Origin of the sequence: Rathayibacter sp. AY1E8, assembly GCF_002931415.1 — a bacterium.
Classification (GTDB): Bacteria; Actinomycetota; Actinomycetes; order Actinomycetales; family Microbacteriaceae; genus Rathayibacter.
This window is the reverse complement of the sequence record NZ_PSVI01000047.1, coordinates 15,004-28,542: the sequence shown is the minus strand read 5'-3', so window position 1 is coordinate 28,542 and position 13,539 is coordinate 15,004. Positions and strand designations below refer to the sequence as shown.

Here is a 13,539-nt window from a genome sequence, read left to right as displayed (position 1 = left end):
GAAGCCGACCTGCACGTCCTCCATCGGCAGGCGCGAGGCGATGCCGACGCCGTTCCACTGGCTGAGCCCGACCATCTCGACGTGGTACCCGGCGTCGGCATCGCCTCGCGCCTGCCGATGGAGGACGTGCAGGTCGGCTTCCCGGGCATGCCCGGCTTCGCGAAGGAGGCGGCGGCCGACGGCTCCTACCCGCTCGAGGCCCGCGCGATCGGCGCGACGGTCGACGGCGTGCGCGTCTGGAGCCTCTACGTTCCGAACGGCCGCGCGGTCGACGACCCGCACTACCTCTACAAGCTCGAGTGGCTCGCGGCCCTCGAGGCGAGCACCCGCGAGTGGCTGGCCGCCGAGCCCGACCTGCCGCTCGCCCTGGTCGGCGACTGGAACGTCGCGCCGCTCGACAGCGACGTGGGCGATCCGAGCCTCGGCCCCGGATCCACGCACGTCTCGATCCCCGAGCGCGCCGCCTTCGCCGCCTTCGAGGACGCGGGCCTGCGCGACGTCGTCCGCCCCCTCGTGCCCGAGGGCTACACCTACTGGGACTACAAGCAGCTCCGCTTCCCGCGCAACGAGGGGCTGCGGATCGACTTCGTGCTCGGCTCCCCCGCGTTCGGCGAGCTCGTCACCGGCGCCTCGATCCACCGCGACGAGCGCAAGGGCGACGCCCCGAGCGACCACGTCCCGGTGGTGGTCGATCTCGACCTGGAGACGACCCTCGACGACGACCGCCCGATGATCTTCTGAGCATGGCCTCGTCGAAGAAGAAGCGCGCGCGGGCCCAGGCCGCCTCGGCCGGTGCCTCCCGCCCCGCCTCCCGACCCGCGACGGCACGCCCTGCGACCGCCCGCCCTGCGACCGCCCGTCCCGCAGCCGCGCACGACGAGTTCCGGTCCGACGCCTACCGCTCGGTGGGCGAGATCATCGCCGCCGGGAAGCCGCGCCGGCGCCGCTGGGACCTCGTGCTCTCGATCCTCGGCTGCCTCGCCCTCGGCCTGCTCACGATCGTGCTCGGCTACCTCGCCGCGATCCTCTCGGTCTTCCCCGCGCAGTGCGAGGGCCAGAACTTCGCCTGCGACTTCGACCGGATCGACTGGGGCGTCTCGATCGCGCTGATCGGGCCGCCCGCGCTGACACTGATCGCCGTGGCCGTGACGGTCGTGCGCTACCTCGTGGGCCGCCGCGCGTTCCTCGTGCCGGTCATCGGGTTCGTGCTCTGCATCGCCACCGCGTTCCTCGCCTCCTCGCTCGTGACGAGCTCGATCCCCGGGTCGGCGCTGGTCTAGCACCGACCCGGGGGCGCGTCAGCGGTCGGCGCGGTCAGCGCTGGTCCAGCACCGACCCGGGGCGCCGACCGCCGGCGAGGTCAGCCGCAGGCGGGCTCGTCGTTCAGCGTCACCGCGGTGGGGTTGATCATCGGGGTCACCCGCACGAACTGGTCGCCGAAGCCGGAGGCGTCGCCGGCGCTGAACTGCACGTCGAACGTCTCGGACTGGCCGGGCGAGAGCTGCACGGCGACCTTCGAGACGGGACGGCCGAGGTCGTCGAGGCTCTCGGGTCCATAGCCCGTGCCGTCGGCCCAGGCCGCGCTCGACACCGTGGTCCCGGGAGGGCCGTAAACGTAGATGTTGGTGACGAAGTCGCCCAGAGGGTACGCGCCGCGCCCGCCGGCCGCGGCGACGTAGCCGGGCAGCGTCCGAGCGACCGCCTTCGAGATCGTGTTGGTCACGGTGACGGAGGTGGTGAAGACCGCGCCGGAGGCGGCGCACCGGCCCGCGCTCGACTGCGTGACCGCCGTGCTCAGGTAGTAGTCCATCTTCGAGCCGCCCGAGGCGTCCTGGAAGAACACTCCGGTGGTCGTGCCGTCGGTCGTCGTCTGCGGCAGGACCCCCGCGATCGGCGTGGGCGCGAGGAGCGCCTGCTCGTCGGCGTCGGAGCTGTAGGCGAGGATGCGGCTCTCGTCGACCGCCTTCACGATCGCCGGGAGCATCTTCGTGGGCTCCATCTCCCCGCCGAGGATCTTCCCCAGGACCGTCGCGCTCGCCTCCGAGAAGAACTCGTCGGTGCGCTCGGCCACGACCGACTCCGGGTAGCGGAAGTAGACCTCGTTGAGCAGGGTCGAGACGGTGTTCTCGCTCGTGAGGACCGTGCCGTCGGTGAGGGTCACCGGCCCGGTCGAGCCGAGGAGGTAGGAGAGGGCGACGGGGTCGATCGCGAGGACGCCGTCGATCCTCTGCTCGGGGAACTTCTGCGCCCAGAACTGGGACGCGATCGAGGCGGCCGTCGGGAAGTCGGGGCGGCTGGTCGAGACGTTGAAGGTCGTCGCCATGTTCTCGCCGATGGTGTCGAGCGCGCTCTGGTCGACGGTGACGGGCGCCAGACCGCGGAAGTCGCCGCTGCCCAGCTGACGGCCGATCGAGATCGCGCCGCCGTCGACGTCGAGCTGCATCACCGACGACGCGCCGCCGCCCAGAGCCTGCGACTCCGCCAGGTTCTGGAACATCACCAGGTAGTGGCGTGGACCGGACGCTCCGAGGGAGTCGGGGAGGATCGCGGTGAGCGGCTCGACCTGCTCCATCGCCGCGGTCGCGGTGGCCAGCTGCGGAGTGAAGGAGTCGAGGGCCGAGGCGACCTGCGGCACCAGCGGGCCGCGGTCGATGCCCTCGACGCGGGTCTGCGCCGCGTCGACGACCTCCTTGGCGACGGTGATCTTCTGCGACAGCTCGGTGATCGCCGCGAGGTCGACCCTGCCGTCGACGGGCTTGAGGATGTCGAGCGAGGTCGTGGAGAGCGGCGTGACGATCCGGCCGGAGACGTCGTCGGCGATCTCGGTCGCGGCGCGTACCGCGGACAGGTTCGGCCCGAGGACGGGCACCACCTCCATCACCCGCCACACCGGGTCCTCGGTCTCGTCGCGCGCCTCGCCGGTGAGGGTCGCGATCCGGCCCGCGGTTTCCTCCGCCCCGGAGGTGTCGAACGTCGTCAGCCTGTCCGTCACCTGCGACACCAGCGGGATCGCCTCGGTCAGCTTGTCGCGGACGGTCATCGCCTTGTCGTAGGTGCGCACGCCGAGGAGCACCGCGACGACGGCGCCGATCAGCAGGACCAGGAGGACGATCAGCGTGATCCAGAGGCCGCGACGGCGGCGCGGCCTGCCGCGGGCGGAGCGGTCGGCGGACGTGGTGGTGCTCATTCGAGAGAGCCTAAGCGACGGTCGGCGGAGTGCGACCGGGCCCGCGCCACCGGCCCCGTCCCAGGACGAGGGACACGCGACGCGGATGCGCGGGCCGTCCGGCGCCTCCGCCGGGCCCGAGCGGGAGCCGGGGATGCTGCTCCGCTCAGCCCAGCAGGAGGGACACCCCGATGAGCACGGGCACCGCGGCGACCGTGGTCACGAGGGCCGTGTCGCGGGCGACGGCGACGCCCCGGTCGTAGCGCGAGGCGAAGGTGAAGATGTTCTGCGCGGTCGGCAGCGCGGCGGTCACCGTCACCACGAAGAGGTGCTCGGAGTCGAGGTGGAACGCGAAGCGCCCCAGCAGCAGCGCGACCGCCGGCATCACCAGCGACTTGAGCACGGAGGCGACGACCACCTCGACCCGCGCCGGCCCCGCCTCCAGCGGCCGCTGCCCGCGCAGCGACATCCCGAAGGCGATCAGCACCAGCGGGATCGACGCGTTGCCGATGATCGAGAACGGCTGCAGCACGGGCGCGGGCAGCTCGACGCCGGTGAGGGCGACGACGAGGCCGAGGGCGGAGGCGATGATCATCGGATTCCGCAGCGGCTGCGTGAGGATCGCGCCGACCGAGGTCCGCCCGCTCGTCGAGACGTCGAGCAGCGTCAGGATCGTCGGCGCGAGGACGATCAGCTGCAGGAGGAGCGTCGGGGCCACCCACTGCGGATCGCCCAGCACGTAGATGGCGACCGGCAGCCCGATGTTGTTGGCGTTGACGTAGGAGGAGGCCGCGGTCCCGATCACCGTCTCCGGCAGCGGGCGGGGGAAGAGCAGCCGCGAGGCCAGCACGTAGAGCAGGGCGACGGTCAGCACCGTCAGGAGCGAGACGAGCAGGAACGAGGAGAAGAGGACGGAGACGTCGGCCCGCGACAGCACGGTGAACAGCAGCGCCGGCGTCGTGACGAAGAAGGCGATCCGCGACAGGATCAGCCGGCTCTCGGGCGGGACGATCCGGAACCGCGCGATCAGGTAGCCGACCGCGATGACGACCCCGATGATCGAGAAGCCGGTGAGCACGCCCTCCACGCCGCCGCCTCCCCGCCGCGGCCCGTCCGCTGTCGCGCCTCCACCCTAGGCAGTGGCCGGGGCGTTGCAGCGCCGGCGCGACGCGCCTACGGTGTGCGGCATGCCGCATCTCGAGGTCCCCGGCGCGAGCCTCCACTGGGAGGCGGACGGCCACGCCTCCGCGCCCGCCCTGCTGCTCGTGCACGCGGGCATCGCCGACCTGCGGATGTGGGACCCGCTCGTCCCCGACCTCTCGCGCGACCGGCTGGTGGTCCGCTACGACGTCCGCGGCGCGGGCGGAACGAGCACGGAGGACGTGGAGTACGACCCGCGCCGGGACGCCCTGGACGTGCTCGACCACCTCGGGGTCGAGCGCGCGGTGGTCGTCGGCTGCTCGCGGGGCGGGACGCTCGCGCTCGACCTGGCGCTCGAGCATCCGGAGCGGGTGACCGGCCTGGTCGTGATCGCCCCGGGCCTGGCGGGCTTCGACTACCCCGCGCTGACGGCGGAGGAGGAGCGCCGCTTCGGGGAGGTCGAGGCGCTGGAGCTCGCGGGCGAGCGGGAGGCCGCGGCGATCGTCGAGGCGGAGCTCTGGGCCGTGGGTCCCGACCACTCCGCGGACGACGTCGCTCCGGAGTTCCTCGCGCGGGTCCGGGAGCTCGCGCTCACGGGCGTCGGCCACGAGGAGGAGGCCCCCCGCCCGATCGAGCCCTCCGGGCCGGCGGGCGAGCGGCTCGGGGAGATCGCCGTGCCGACACTCGTCGTGGCGGGCGCGCACGACCTCTCGGAGTCGCTGCCGGTCTGCGAGCACCTCGCCGCCGAGGTGAGCGGTGCCGAGCTGCACGTGCTCGAGGACGCGGCGCACCTGCCCGGCCTCGAGCACCCGGAGGAGTTCCTCGCGGTGCTGCGGCCGTGGCTGGAGCGCCACGGGATCTGATCAGGCCACGGCGGCCAGGTCGAACGCCCAGTCCACGTAGAGCTCCGGCGGCTCGCCCTGCTCGACGAGGTCGATCCGGTCGAAGCCGGCCTCGACGCAGGTCGCGCCGGCGTCCAGGTCGCTCTCCGCCACGAAGGCGTGCACGAAGCGGGGCACGGGGAACGCCGCCGCCTCCTCGAGCAGCATCCGCACGGAGTCCGCGGTGACGCCGCGGGCGTGCGGAGCGATGCTCCACGCCGCCTCGTAGGCGACGACGCCGCGCGAGCAGCCATACCAATAGCCGATGGAGCCGACGGAGAGTCCGTCCAGCTCGACCACGTAGAAGAACGCGTCGCCGTCCGCCCAACCGCGCAGGTAGCGGTCGTGGCGCACGAGGATCTCGCTCTCGCTCTCGAGTCCGCCGCCCGCGTGCGCGAGGGTGTCGCGCAGGACGGAGGCGTCCGCCTGCGGCCAGGGGAGCAGGCGGAGGTTCTCGGGGTGGTGGTCGATGCTGGCTGTTCTCTGGTCGCTTCCGGGTTCGGGTCCCGTCACGCGCTCCGATCCTCTCTCTCAGGATGGCTCGCCGATCGAGCGCGCCGCCAGGGTGTTCGGCGCGCCTGTCCGATCGGATGTCTCCGCACTCGGGATGCGGACACGGTGTCGCCCCATCTTCGACCCGATGAGGGGAGGGAAATGGAAGCGGTGAGGAATCTAGCCCCGGACGGGGGGTGGCACCTGCACGACACCTGGGCAACCGCTGACCACGGGGCCGGAGAGGGGCGGTGGAGACGTGCGCCCGCCCCTGCGAGATCGCCGCTTCGCTCCGCCGAGACGCAAGAAAAGCGCGCGCACGAGCCCATACGCTCGGAGTCGGAGCGCGTTCCGCTCCTGCAGCCCCGTATCACCAGCGTGAGGAGGATCACCATGTCGCAAGCCGTGCAGAGCACCGTCGTCGGAGAACCCGAGGTCGTCGAGGACCGCGTGGAGGACTCCGCCGCCTGGCTCGACCTGAAGGCCGCCGCCGCCGCGCTGCAGCCGCTCCAGTCCCAGGACGGCTCGCTCGCCGAGCCCGAGCGGCTCGAGGAGGCGCGCACCCTCGTCGAGCGGATCGTCGCCGGCGTCCGCACCCTCGCCCCCGCGTTCCCGCACGACGCCGCGTACCTCGACGCGCTGGTCGTCGACCTCGAGCGCTGGAGCGCCGGCGGACTCGGCCTGCCCGACTTCCTCGACTCGCTCACCGCGTTCCAGCCGCAGCTCGAGCGCGTCGACGGCCGCCGCCACCTCGTCGTCTTCCCCATGTACACCCAGAACGGCAGCCGCGACCGCCACGTCGAGGCCGTCCTCGTCGAGGTCGTCTGGCCGCGGTTCGTCGCCGAGCTGGAGGCGGGGGACTACTCCAACGCCCTCTTCGTGCCCGTGCGCTTCGTCGACTTCACCGCCGGCTACGACACCGACAGCGCCGTGCTGTTCCCCGAGACGGTCGCGATGCGCTCCGTCCCGTCCTTCACCTGGGGCGCGATCTTCGCCGACCGCGAGGCGGCCCGGTTCCGCCGCGTCGTCACGGAGGCGGCCCGGATCACCCGTCTCGAGCTCCCGGAGGACGCGCAGCGCCTGCTGGCCGACCAGCGCCTGGCGGAGGAGTCCTTCGTGATGTGGGACCTCATCCACGACCGCACCCACATGCGCGGCGACCTGCCGTTCGACCCGTTCATGATCAAGCAGCGGATGCCCTTCTTCCTCTACTCGCTGGAGGAGCTGCGGTGCGACCTCACCGCCTTCCGCGAGGCCGTCGCCATCGAGCGCCGCCTCGGCGCGCTCGACCGCCGCGACGACGAGGAGGAGGCGCTGGCCGAGCGCTCGCGCTTCGTGCAGTACGCGATCCTGTTCGACCGGCTCTTCCGTTTCCCGCTCACCGGGTCGCGGGTGCGCAACTACGACGGCCTCGGCGGCCAGCTGCTCTTCGCCTGGCTGCACCAGCACGGCGTCCTGCACTGGACCGACACCCGGCTGGCGTTCGAGTGGGACGGCGTCGCCGACGTGGTCGTCGCCCTCTCGGACGCGATCGACGAGCTCTACTGGCGCTCGATCGACCGGCCGAAGACGGCGCACTGGCTGGCCGCGCACGAGCTGATCGCGGCCACTCTCACTCCGCACCCCGCCTCCGCCTGGGCCCGCGGGCTCCCGGACGAGGTGCTGCTCGGCGCCCCGCGCGGCCTCACCGACGCGGTGCTGGACGACGAGTTCCCGCTGTCGATGTTCTACGAGGCCCTCGGGAAGAAGATGGGCGACGTCATCGCCTCGACCCGGGGCATCACCGGCCGGGACTGACGTCGCGCCCGGGAGGCGGCGGGGTGCGCTCCTCCGCCTCCCGGGGCCCCGTCCGACCGGCGTCGGTTAGCGTGGGGCGCATGCCCTCAGGTGACGGAGCCGCGGACCCGCTCGACGCGGGCTGGATCCGGCGAGCGCCGAGCCGGGCCGGATACGTGCGCGACGCGGTCACCGCGGGGATCCTGCTGGTGGCGACGGTCGTCTCCGTCGCGCTGTACTCCTCGGCGGGCTTCCCGGACGCGGCGCACCCCGTCGTCAGCGCCCACTGGGCCGTCCTGATGACCCTGCCCCTCGCGCTGCGCCGCCGGTTCCCCGCGAGCGTGGCGGCCGGGCTCTCCGTCGTCTACGCGCTCGGGATCGTGCTCCAGGTGCCGGAGTCGCTCTTCGGCCAGATCTGCCTGTTCCTCGCGCTCTACACGGTCGGCGCGTGGGGCCGGAACCGGCGCACGGCGCTCGTCGTCCGAGTGGCGATCGCGGTCGGGATGCTGGGCTGGCTGCTCACCACCCTCGCCACGGGCGAGTACTTCGGCAGCTCCGTGCCGGTCGACGACTCCCCCGGCCTGCTCTCGCCCTACGCGGCGGAGTCGGCCCTCGCGGTCGTGTCGAACCTGCTCTACTTCGGCAGCGCCTACGTCTTCGGCGAGGCGTCGTGGCAGTCGGCCCGCCGGCTGGAGGCGCTCGAGACGCGCACGGCCGAGCTCGACGACGAGCGGGAGCGCTCCTCGCGGCAGGCCGTGTCCTCCGAGCGGCTGCGGATCGCGCGCGAGCTGCACGACGTGGTCGCGCACCACGTCAGCGTGATGGGCGTGCAGGCGGGAGCGGCGCGGCGGGTACTGGCGCGGGATCCGGAGCGGGCGGCGGCCTCGCTCAGCGCCATCGAGGGCGACGCGCGCTCGGCGATCGAGGAGCTGCACCGCATCCTGGTCGCGCTGCGCGCCGAGGACGCGGTTCCGAATCCGCTCACCGACGCCGCGTCCACCCGCGGCGTGGCCCAGCTCGAGGAGCTGGTCGCGGCGTCCAGCGGGTCGGGCCTGCCCACCGTCTTCCTCACCCTCGGCACGCCCCGCGAGATCCCCGCGACGGTGGGGCTCAGCCTCTACCGCATCGCGCAGGAGTCGCTCACGAACGTCCGCAAGCACGCGGGGCGCGGCGCGCACGCCGAGGTGCGCCTCCGCTACGCCCCCGACGCGGTCGAGCTCGAGATCGCCGACGACGGCGGGTCCGGCCCGCACCCGAGCGCTCCCGCCTCCTGCGGACTGGGGCACACCGGCATGAGCGAGCGCGCGGCCGCGGTCGGCGGCTGGATCGAGATGGGGCCGAGGGGCGGAGGGTACCTCGTGCACGCCCGGGTGCCGCTGTCCCCCGTCCGGGCGAGCGTGCCGGACGCCGACGACCCGGTACCGTCGTCGGAGACGTCGCGGGGGCGTCAGGAGCGAGCGAGCGGGGGCCGCCCATGACCGAGCACGTGCGCGTGCTGCTCGTCGACGACCAGGAGCTCGTCCGCGTGGGCTTCCGCATCATCCTCGAGTCGGAGCCGGGGATCGAGGTGGTCGGCGAGGCCCGCACGGGGCTCGAGGCCCTGCAGCGCGCCTCCGAGCTGCGCCCCGACGTGATCTGCATGGACGTGCAGATGCCCGGGCTCGACGGCCTGGCCGCGACCCGCGAGATCGTGGCCGACCCGCGCCTGTGCTCGCGGGTGCTCATCCTCACCACCTTCGACCGCGACGACTACCTCTTCGAGGCGCTCTCGGCCGGCGCCAGCGGGTTCCTGCTCAAGAACGCGTCGCCGGAGGAGCTGGTCGAGGCCGTGCAGGTGGTCGCCCGCGGCGACGCGATGCTCGCCCCCGACGTCACCCGGCGCGTGATCGAGCGGTTCGCGTCCGTGCCCGAGCACACGCCGGCCGCGGCCGAGCACTCCGCAGTGGCCGACCTGACGGAACGCGAGCGGGAGGTGCTCGTGCACCTGGCGCGGGGCTGGTCGAACGCCGAGATCGCGGCCGAGCTGTTCGTGGGCGAGGCGACCGTGAAGACGCACGTCTCGAAGATCCTGATGAAGCTCGGCGTGCGCGACCGGATCCAGGCGGTCGTGTTCGCCTACGAGCACGGGATCGCGGTGCCGGGGCGCCCCTGAGCGGTCGGCCGGGCGGTCAGCGCCGGGGCTGGCTCGAGGCCGGGCGCGGCGGGGTGCGGCGGACGAACTCCATCCGGATCTCCGGCACGATCTTCCGGTCGAGCACGACCGTCATGTAGCGGCCGTCGACGCGGGCGCCGATCGCGACCACGTCCGGGTCGGTGTCCACGCGGTAGCCGCGCAGCGCCTCCCCGTCCACGATCACCGGGACGCCGCGTACGACGTCCTCGTCGCGGAGGGCGGCGGCGACCACCGGCATCCCGCCGCGGCGGCTGCGCACGCGGCCCGGGAAGGTGTTGCGGAGCACGTCGCCCATGTGGGCCGCGAGGCGGGACTCCAGGGGCCGGCTGCGCTCGGCGGGGATCGGCACGGAGGTGCGGACCGCCTCCCAGAGCACCGGGTACCGCATCCGCGTCACCTGGTCGACCATCCACGGCGGCAGGTGGTCGTTCTCGGCGCGCTCGATCGCGCGCTTCTGCTCGGGGGTCAGCGGGACGTGGTTGACGGGGTCGGCGCGGTTGCGCGGGTTCTTGTAGAACGAGTACGAGAGCGAGATCTCGACGAAGCGGCCGAGCGCCATCGTCTGCGCCGCGGCGAACTCCTCCAGCCTCGGCTGGGGCGCGAACGCGAGGACGGGATCGCCGAAGCGAGCCGCGATCTCGTCCACCCCGGGAGGGGCGGGCATGTCGCGGACGGCTCCCGTCGTGTCCATGCGCATACGTCAAGAGTGGCCTGCCTCCCAGCCGATACCAACTTCTTGACGGAGATCGGCTTTCGGGTCGTCGTCCGTTCACCTGCCCGAAACATGCGGGAGGCAGGAGGGGTGTCTCGGCGGGCGCCTCCGGGGCTCCTCCGGGCGGCGGGCTGCGAAGATGGAGGGATGAGCGCTCTGCACGATCCCGACGTCCGCGGCTTCGCCTCCGACAACTACTCCGGAGTGCACGACGAGGTCCTCGCCGCGATCGCCGCGGCCAACGGAGCGCACCAGATCGCCTACGGCGAGGACGTCTACACCGAGCGCCTGCAGGAGGCGTTCCGCCGCGAGTTCGGCGAGCAGGCCCAGGCCTTCCCCGTCTTCAACGGCACGGGCGCCAACGTCACCGGCCTGCAGTCGATGCTGCCGCGGTGGGGCGCCGTCGTCTCGGCGGGCACCGCGCACATCACCTCCGACGAGGGCGGAGCGCCCGAGAAGGTCGGCGGGATCAAGATCCTCACGGTCCCCACGCCCGACGGCAAGCTGACCCCGGCGCTGGTCGACCAGGAGGCGTGGGGCTTCGGCGACGAGCACCGCGCCCAGCCGCTCGTGGTCTCGATCACCCAGTCCTCCGAGCTCGGCACCGTCTACACCCCCGAGGAGGTGCGCGCGCTCGCCGACCACGCGCACGGCCTCGGCATGCGGCTGCACATGGACGGGGCGCGCATCGCGAACGCCGCGGCCGCCCTCGGCCTGCCCCTGCGCTCCTTCACGACCGACGCAGGCGTCGACGTGCTCTCGTTCGGCGGCACCAAGAACGGCATCCTGCTCGGCGAGGCGATCGTCGTGCTCGACCCGGCGGCCTCGACCGGGCTGACCTTCCTCCGCAAGACCAACATGCAGCTGTCCTCCAAGATGCGCTTCATCTCGGCGCAGCTGCTCGCCCTGCTCGGCGACGGCGGCGAGGAGGAGCCCCTGTGGCTCCGCTCGGCCCGGCACGCGAACGCCATGGCGGCGCGCCTGCGCTCGGGGCTCGAGGAGGCGATCGCCGCCGGCCGGATCACCGGGCTCGAGTTCACGCAGCAGACCCAGGCCAACGCGGTGTTCGCGACGCTGCCGCCCGGAGTCGCGGACCGGCTCCGCACCGCCTACCGCTTCTACGACTGGAACCCGGCGACCGGCGAGGTCCGCTGGGTCTGCTCCTTCGACACGACGGAGGACGACATCGACGCGTTCACGGCCGCGATCGAGCGCGAGCTGGCCGCGTGAGGGCCCGCCTCCCGCGCCTGGCGACGGTCGGCGCCGCGCTCGCCGTGCTCGTCGCGCTGACGGGCTGCACGACGGCCGAGCGCTCGGACGTCGCGGCCACCCCGTCGGCGTCCGAGACCGCCGCTCCGACCCCCTCCGCGACTCCGACGCCCTCGCCCACGGCCTCGACCCGCCTGGGCTGCGACTCCCTCCTCCCCGCCACGCGGGCGGCCTCGGCGCTGGGGGTCTCCCGCAGCGCTCTCGAGGGCAGCCGCGAGGTGACGACGCGCTCCTCGGGCGAGCTGATCCGCGAGGCCGCGGAGGAGAACGGCGGAGCGCTCCGCTGCGCCTGGTACGACGAGGACGCCTCGATCACCGCGGCGGCGGTCGAAGACGCCGCCGAGGCCTTCGCCGGCCGTCCGGGCCCGCGCCTCGAGACCGGCGTCGAGGCCTACGGCTCCTGCACCGACGGCAGCTGCGACCTGGACCTGCTCGCTGGCTCCACCTGGGTGACGCTGCAGCTGCGCGGCGCCCCCGCGGCGGTCGACCTCGCCGCGCTGGCGACCGGCACCGCCTCCGCCGCGCTCGGCAGCCTCGACGAGCCGGTCACCGCGACGGCGCCCGTCTGCACCGAGGTCCTGACGGCCGAGCAGCTGTCCGGTGCCGCCGGTCTCGCGCAGGCGACCGCGGGGACGGGGACCGGGACGCCGACCACCGCGTCGGCCGCTGCCGCCGCCCGGGCCGGGTACGCCTCCTGCAGCTGGAGCGACGCCTCCAGCGCCGCCTACTCGGGCGTGACGGTCGACGCGCTCCCGAACGGCGACGACGGCTGGCGGAACCTCTCGCTGACCTCGGGCCTGGCGATCCCGCTCGAGCCGCTCGACGGCTTCGGCGAGAAGGCCCTCACCGGCTGCGCGGCGGGCGTCTGCGAGATCGACGCGCTCGCCGACGACGTGTGGTGGCGCGTGACCGTCACCGGCGACGCGGCGAAGGCCGAGGCCGTCGCCCGCGCCGTGCTCGCGAACGCCTGACCCGGGCACCCCGCTCCTCCTCCGCGAGCGGGTCAGCGCCAGTACTCGTACCAGGACGACTCGCGGCAGCCGAGGGACGCGTAGAGGCGGCGGGCGCCGACGTTCTCGGCGAGCACCTGGAGCCAGAAGCGCGCGACGCCCCGGCCGGACGCGTCCTCGAGGAGGGCGCGGATCACGGCGGAGGCGAGCCCGCGGCGCCGGGCGTCCGGCCGGGTCGCCAGCGCGAAGAGGCCGCCCCAGAGCTCGCCGTCCGGCGCCGTGACGAGCGCGAGGCGGCCGGTCGCGGCCGGGCCGTCCCCGTCGACGGCGAGCGCGTAGGAGGAGGGGCAGCCCGCGAGGATGCGCTCGGCGACCGCGCGCTCCTCCGCTCCACCGCGACCGTCCACCGACCACCAGAGGGCGAGCCAGTCCTCGTCGGGAGCCGGGGCGAGCCGGACGCGAGGCCGCGGCGCGGATATCGGCGGCGCGGATATCGGCGGCGCGGATACCGACGGCGCGGATACCGACGTCGTGGACAGGGCGGCGAGCGCCTCCTGCACCGAACCCGTCAGCACGAGCGTCCGGTCGATCGGCACGGCGCCCCGCTCGGCGAGCAGCCCGGTCAGACCGGCGGGGCTCGGCGGCCCGATCTGCACGAGGGGCGCGATCCCGTGCTCGCGGGCGAACGCCTCCGCCGCGTCGAGCGCCGCCTCCTGGTCGACGACGTCGCCGGACGCGAGCACCGAGTTCGCGCGCTTGGTGACTCCTGCGGAGGCGCGCAGCTCCCACGCGCCGAGGGGGCGCCGCACGAGCGCGGGCCAGGCGTCGGCGGCGAGGCGGTCGAGCAGGCGCGGATCCATCGGGCCACGGTAGCGGGAGCGGCGCCGGAGCCCTGTGGACGCCCCCGGAAACGGCTCCGGCCCGCAGGATCCGCCGCGGACGAGCCGGCGGGATCCTGCGGGCCGGAGGCCGTGGAGGGA

At 73.7% G+C, this 13,539-nt stretch carries 13 protein-coding genes; 8 read left to right on the top strand and 5 right to left on the bottom strand.

From position 1 onward, the window contains the following. On the top strand, positions 1-741 hold a 741-nt coding region (locus C5C74_RS13170; RefSeq protein WP_104351688.1), incomplete at its 5' end, for an exodeoxyribonuclease III. A gap of 2 nt (positions 742-743) precedes the next feature. Continuing rightward, positions 744-1,280 carry a hypothetical protein gene (locus C5C74_RS13165; protein ID WP_104260953.1) on the top strand — a complete coding sequence of 179 codons (537 nt, stop codon included), beginning with the start codon at positions 744-746 and terminating at the stop codon, positions 1,278-1,280. An 80-nt stretch (positions 1,281-1,360) separates the two neighbouring features. On the opposite strand, the gene C5C74_RS13160 is transcribed toward C5C74_RS13165, so the two are convergent. After that, a complete protein-coding gene (locus tag C5C74_RS13160) occupies positions 1,361-3,187 on the bottom strand; it encodes a DUF4012 domain-containing protein (RefSeq protein ID WP_104351685.1) in 1,827 nt (608 codons plus the stop codon). A gap of 145 nt (positions 3,188-3,332) precedes the next feature. Next, positions 3,333-4,253, bottom strand: coding sequence for an AEC family transporter (locus C5C74_RS13155; protein ID WP_104222809.1), 921 nt, complete (start codon positions 4,251-4,253; stop codon positions 3,333-3,335). A gap of 100 nt (positions 4,254-4,353) precedes the next feature. Between C5C74_RS13155 and C5C74_RS13150 the strand changes: the two genes are divergently transcribed. Further along, entirely contained in the window at positions 4,354-5,169 is an 816-nt protein-coding gene (locus C5C74_RS13150; protein ID WP_104262613.1) for an alpha/beta fold hydrolase, read from the top strand. On the opposite strand, the gene C5C74_RS13145 is transcribed toward C5C74_RS13150, so the two are convergent. Then, a complete protein-coding gene (locus tag C5C74_RS13145; RefSeq protein ID WP_104351684.1) occupies positions 5,170-5,700 on the bottom strand; it encodes a hypothetical protein in 531 nt (176 codons plus the stop codon). Between the two features lie 372 nt (positions 5,701-6,072). Here C5C74_RS13145 and C5C74_RS13140 point away from each other — a divergent pair, with 372 nt between their 5' ends. The 3 genes from C5C74_RS13140 (at position 6,073) to C5C74_RS13130 (ending at position 9,607) form a co-directional block, all read left to right on the top strand. Then, on the top strand, positions 6,073-7,476 hold the full coding sequence (locus C5C74_RS13140; RefSeq protein WP_104234379.1) for a DUF6421 family protein: 1,404 nt from the start codon (positions 6,073-6,075) through the stop codon (positions 7,474-7,476). Positions 7,477-7,556: 80 nt separating this feature from the next. Beyond that, positions 7,557-8,933: a sensor histidine kinase gene (locus tag C5C74_RS13135; RefSeq protein ID WP_104234378.1), complete on the top strand. Its 1,377-nt coding sequence runs from the start codon at positions 7,557-7,559 to the stop codon at positions 8,931-8,933. After that, positions 8,930-9,607: a response regulator transcription factor gene (locus C5C74_RS13130; protein WP_104351683.1), complete on the top strand. Its 678-nt coding sequence runs from the start codon at positions 8,930-8,932 to the stop codon at positions 9,605-9,607. The genes C5C74_RS13135 and C5C74_RS13130 overlap by 4 nt, the downstream gene beginning before the upstream one ends. Positions 9,608-9,623: 16 nt before the next feature. On the opposite strand, the gene C5C74_RS13125 is transcribed toward C5C74_RS13130, so the two are convergent. Beyond that, positions 9,624-10,319, bottom strand: coding sequence for a hypothetical protein (locus C5C74_RS13125; protein ID WP_104239200.1), 696 nt, complete (start codon positions 10,317-10,319; stop codon positions 9,624-9,626). A gap of 168 nt (positions 10,320-10,487) precedes the next feature. On the opposite strand from C5C74_RS13125, the gene C5C74_RS13120 reads away from it, so the two are divergent. Together C5C74_RS13120 and C5C74_RS17145 are read left to right on the top strand one after the other, a co-directional pair. Next, on the top strand, positions 10,488-11,570 hold the full coding sequence (locus C5C74_RS13120) for a low specificity L-threonine aldolase (protein WP_104256598.1): 1,083 nt from the start codon (positions 10,488-10,490) through the stop codon (positions 11,568-11,570). Beyond that, entirely contained in the window at positions 11,567-12,580 is a 1,014-nt protein-coding gene (locus tag C5C74_RS17145) for a hypothetical protein (RefSeq protein ID WP_146083078.1), read from the top strand. The genes C5C74_RS13120 and C5C74_RS17145 overlap by 4 nt, the downstream gene beginning before the upstream one ends. Positions 12,581-12,612: 32 nt before the next feature. Here the strand turns inward: C5C74_RS17145 and C5C74_RS13110 are convergent, their stop codons facing one another. Then, on the bottom strand, positions 12,613-13,419 hold the full coding sequence (locus tag C5C74_RS13110) for a GNAT family N-acetyltransferase (protein ID WP_104351681.1): 807 nt from the start codon (positions 13,417-13,419) through the stop codon (positions 12,613-12,615). Positions 13,420-13,539 lie beyond the last annotated feature (120 nt).

Coding starts and splice junctions, on each gene's coding strand:
- C5C74_RS13165 (WP_104260953.1), top strand. CDS start 744: ATGGCCTCGTCGAAGAAGAAGCGCGCGCGGGCCCAGGCCGCCTCGGCC.
- C5C74_RS13160 (WP_104351685.1), bottom strand. CDS start 3,187: ATGAGCACCACCACGTCCGCCGACCGCTCCGCCCGCGGCAGGCCGCGC.
- C5C74_RS13150 (WP_104262613.1), top strand. CDS start 4,354: ATGCCGCATCTCGAGGTCCCCGGCGCGAGCCTCCACTGGGAGGCGGAC.
- C5C74_RS13140 (WP_104234379.1), top strand. CDS start 6,073: ATGTCGCAAGCCGTGCAGAGCACCGTCGTCGGAGAACCCGAGGTCGTC.
- C5C74_RS13135 (WP_104234378.1), top strand. CDS start 7,557: ATGCCCTCAGGTGACGGAGCCGCGGACCCGCTCGACGCGGGCTGGATC.
- C5C74_RS13130 (WP_104351683.1), top strand. CDS start 8,930: ATGACCGAGCACGTGCGCGTGCTGCTCGTCGACGACCAGGAGCTCGTC.
- C5C74_RS13125 (WP_104239200.1), bottom strand. CDS start 10,319: ATGGACACGACGGGAGCCGTCCGCGACATGCCCGCCCCTCCCGGGGTG.
- C5C74_RS13120 (WP_104256598.1), top strand. CDS start 10,488: ATGAGCGCTCTGCACGATCCCGACGTCCGCGGCTTCGCCTCCGACAAC.
- C5C74_RS13110 (WP_104351681.1), bottom strand. CDS start 13,419: ATGGATCCGCGCCTGCTCGACCGCCTCGCCGCCGACGCCTGGCCCGCG.